This window comes from Allobosea sp., assembly GCF_030694325.1.
Taxonomy (GTDB): domain Bacteria; phylum Pseudomonadota; class Alphaproteobacteria; order Rhizobiales; family Beijerinckiaceae; genus Allobosea.
Window position 1 is genome coordinate 1 of sequence record NZ_JAUXYO010000085.1, and the last position, 3,990, is coordinate 3,990.

Genomic DNA, 3,990 nt, shown 5'->3' on the forward strand with positions numbered 1-3,990 from the left:
GCCATCTCGTAGCTGCGGAAGAAGCCGGCGAGCGCCGACCATTCCTCGCCCTTCTCGCGGCGGACCTCGATCGAGAAGGTCAAGGGCGGCTGATCGGCGAAGGGGAAGCTGACGAGGAGGTGGGCGATGGCCTCGCCCGACCAATAGGACAAATAGAGGTCGATGCCCTCGACCTTGCTCAGGTCGTAGCGGCGGGTTTCCCAGCGCTCGTCGTAATCCGTCTCGCTGCGCCAGTTGAAATTGCGGAGGTTTGAGACGGTCAGGATGTCGCCCTCGCGGGCGATGGAGGGCAGGCGTGCCAGCTCGGGAATCCAGGCGCGGTCATGCGAGGGGACCAGCCCGTTCCACCAGCCGAGCAGGCCGAGGAAGAGGATGGCGAAGGACAGCGGCAGCCGTGCCGCGCCGCTCCACAGGCCGATCGCGCCGGCCAGGCCCGCAATGCCGAAGCCGATCGCGGCGGCAGTGCCGGTCGAGCCGGGCAGGCGGAAGATCAGAAGGCCGGCGCCCCAGGTGGTGGCCCCGAGGATGCCGAGCGTGGCGAGGAGGCGGAAGAGGAGGATCAGGATGGCCATTGCAACGCTCCCATTCGACGCGGTCGCGCGCATGCCCCTCCCCCCTTGTGGGGAGGGGTTAGGGGTGGGGGGCGGAAAGGCAGGCTCGCCCTTGCCACGTGCGGGCGACGTGGCATCCCAGCAGCAGTATCGGACCCCGCTCACCAGGCGGCACGCCCCCCATCCCTATCCCTTCCCCACAAGGGGGAAGGGAAGATCCTGTGCCGGCCAAGATCAAGCGTGTTCTCAAGCCGCCAGCGAATTGACCGGCGCCGCCGCCTTCACGGCATCGTCGACATGGGCCTCGAACTTCTCGAAGTTCTTGGCGAACATGTCGATCAGGTTCTTGGCCGTCTCGGCGAAGGCCGCCTTGTCCTGCCAGGTTTTCACCGGATAGAGGATGTGCGGCTCGACGCCGGGGACAGATGTGGGAACGGCGAAACCGAAATAGGGGTCGCGGCGGAAATCGGCGCGGTTGAGCGAGCCGTCCAGCGCCGCCGTCAGGAGGCGACGGGTGACGCGGATCGGCATGCGCCGCCCGGTGCCGTACTGCCCGCCGGTCCAGCCGGTGTTGACCAGCCAGCAATCGACATGGTGCTTGGCGATGAAGTCGCGCAGCAGATTGGCGTATTCCGACGGGTGCCGCGGCAGGAAGGGCGAGCCGAAGCAGGTCGAGAATTCCGGCTCGACACCGGTGAGGCCGCGCTCGGTGCCGGCGACCTTGGCGGTATAGCCGGACAGGAAGTGGTACATCGCCTCGGCCGGGGTGAGCTTGGCGATCGGCGGCATTACGCCGAAGGCGTCGGCCGTCAGCATGACGATGTTCTTCGGCACGCCGGCGCGGCCGGTGCGCGAGGCGTTGGGGATGAAGTCGAGCGGATAGGCCGAGCGGGTGTTCTCGGTCTTGCTGCCGTCGTCGAAATCGACCTCGCGGGTGATCTCGTCCATGACGATGTTCTCGAGCACCGTGCCGAAGCGCAGCGAGGCGGCGTGGATCTGCGGCTCGGCCTCGGCCGAGAGCTTGATCGTCTTGGCGTAGCAGCCGCCCTCGAAGTTGAAGATGCCGTCCTTCGACCAGCCATGCTCGTCATCGCCGATCAGCGTGCGGTCGGGGTCGGCGGAGAGCGTCGTCTTGCCGGTGCCCGACAGGCCAAAGAAGATGGCGGAATCATTGTTGGGGCCGACATTGGCCGAGCAGTGCATCGGAACGACGCCCTTCGTCGGCAGGACGAAGTTGAGATAGGTGAAGACCGACTTCTTCATCTCGCCGGCATAGGCAGAGCCGCCGATCAGCACGATCTTGCGGGTGAAGTCGATGGCGATGACCGTCTCGCTGCGGCAGCCATGGCGGGCCGGATCGGCCTTGAAGCTCGGTAGATCGACGATCGTCATCTCGGGCACGTAGCCGGCGAGTTCCTCGCGCGCGGGGCGGATCAACAGGTTGCGGATGAAGAGCGAGTGCCAGGCCATCTCGGTGTAGACGCGGGCCTTGACGCGGTGGACCGGATCGGCGCCGCCATAGAGATCCTGCGCGAAGAGGTCCTTGCCTTCGGCATGGGCGAGGAAGTCGGCCAGCAGCGTCTCGAAATGCTCCGGCGACATCGCGTTGTTGTTGTCCCACCAGACGGTCTTGTCGGTGAGCGCGTCGCGGACCGTGAACTTGTCCTTGGGCGAGCGGCCGGTATGGGTGCCGGTGTCGGCGGTGATGGCGCCGTGGCGCGAGAGCTGGGATTCGCCGCGGGCGAGCGACTCCTCATAGAGCCGGGCGGCTTCGAGGTTCCAGAAGATGCTCTTCAGGTTGCGAAAGCCGAAGGATTCCGCCCCCTGCGCGGCATTGAACTGACCGATGGATTTCAACGGAACCTCCCGAGGCAGGCAGGCCCCGAGGGGCCGCCCGATCTGCAGACATGCGCGACACGGAGCAACGCGCGCGGGCGACCTATGTGCCGGCCGGTGCCGGTCCCCTTAAGGCCATGTTGGACCCGGCTCAAGTGAAGGCAAAGCCTCCGCCGGGAACATTCTCATCTAAATCGATTAAATCAAATCGACGTGGTGAATCAGGGCGCTAGGCGTGAGGTCTGGCCGCCGTGGCGAGTTCGGCCAACGTCCTGCGCAGAGAAGCCGCATCGGTGACGGGCGCCGGAAAGGGCAGCCTCAGCACCAGGTCGGCGCGGGCGAGATCGGCCCCGTCCGGGTCGAGCCCGGTGAGCCGCCAGTCGCCGTCTTCAGCATTCAGCAGGCCGGTGGCATAGGCGCGGACCGCGTCGGCATGATCGGTGTTCATGTGCTCGACAGCGTCCTCCTCCATCGTGGCGATGGCGGTCGCGGCGGCAGCGTCGCTGAGCAGATCGTCGGCAGTCAGTTCATAGGCCCGACCGAAGCCGCCATTCAGGCTCGCCCCCTTCAAATCGAGCGCGAAGAAGGAGAAGTCGCCGAAATCGACATAGAGCGCCGCCTTGGGCTGGCGGGCGAGGAACCGGCGTCTGACCCGAGCACCCTCCTCGCCCTCGCGCGCCACCTTCCGCGCCGCGAGCTTCAGCGTGATGCGCGCATGGGCGAGCGGATCACCCTTGCCGCCCGGCGCCAGCAGCAGCGAGCAGCGCGGATCGGCTTCGAGATAGCCGGTATGGGACGACAGCGCCGAGACCAGGATCAGCGGCGTGCCGTCGCTGTCGGTCGCCAGGCTGACGAGGCTCGCGGAAGGGTGGCCGTCCCGCCCCAGCGTCGCGAGCGATCCGGACCGCGCACTGCGCAGCAGGGTCTTCGCGAGGGCGCGCGCCGCGTCGTCGGTCGGGCGGATCGGATCCTCGCGCTTTTGGGGCGCGGCAGAAGGCGTGGTCATGGAACGAATGGGTCCTGTCGGGTCTTTCTGTGACGGGGACATAGGCAAACCGCCCTGCCGTCGCTAGATTGCGGCCACGGTTTAGCCGCTCTCTCGCGGGAGTGGACCTCAGTCATTGCAACACGGCCAAGAGACAAAGAGCTTATGCCAACCATTGCGCTGGTCGATGACGACCGCAACATCCTCACCTCGGTTTCGATCGCGCTCGAAGCCGAGGGCTATCGCATCATGACCTACACCGACGGTGCCTCGGCACTGGACGGGCTGAAGCAGAACCCGCCCGACCTCGCGATCTTCGACATCAAGATGCCGCGCATGGACGGGATGGAGCTGTTGCGGCGGCTGCGCCAGAAGTCCGACCTGCCGGTGATCTTCCTGACGTCCAAGGACGAGGAGATCGACGAGCTCTTCGGGCTCAAGATGGGCGCCGACGACTTCATCCGGAAGCCGTTCTCGCAGCGCCTGCTGGTCGAGCGCGTCAAGGCGATCCTGCGCCGCGCTGGCGCCAAGGACCCGGCAGCGGCCCCGCGCGGCGAGGATGCCAAGGCGCTGGAGCGCGGCCTGCTGCGCATGGACCCGGAGCGCCACACCTGCACC

At 66.7% G+C, this 3,990-nt stretch carries 4 protein-coding genes; 1 reads left to right on the top strand and 3 read right to left on the bottom strand.

Features of this window, described 5'->3' with window-relative positions; translation table 11 throughout:
• The 3 genes from Q8M82_RS04960 to Q8M82_RS04970 form a co-directional block, all read right to left on the bottom strand.
• The coding region (locus Q8M82_RS04960) for a lipoprotein N-acyltransferase Lnb domain-containing protein (RefSeq protein ID WP_305690270.1) at positions 1-572 on the bottom strand (572 nt) is incomplete at its 3' end.
• 225 nt (positions 573-797) lie between these two features.
• The gene (locus tag Q8M82_RS04965; protein ID WP_305690271.1) at positions 798-2,408 is read right to left on the bottom strand and encodes a phosphoenolpyruvate carboxykinase; all 1,611 of its coding nucleotides are present in this window, start codon (positions 2,406-2,408) and stop codon (positions 798-800) included.
• A 208-nt stretch (positions 2,409-2,616) separates the two neighbouring features.
• Positions 2,617-3,393, bottom strand: a complete 777-nt coding sequence (locus Q8M82_RS04970; RefSeq protein WP_305690272.1) for a HugZ family pyridoxamine 5'-phosphate oxidase — start codon at positions 3,391-3,393, stop codon at positions 2,617-2,619.
• Positions 3,394-3,537: 144 nt separating this feature from the next.
• Between Q8M82_RS04970 and Q8M82_RS04975 the strand changes: the two genes are divergently transcribed.
• On the top strand, positions 3,538-3,990 hold a 453-nt coding region (locus tag Q8M82_RS04975), incomplete at its 3' end, for a response regulator (protein WP_305690273.1).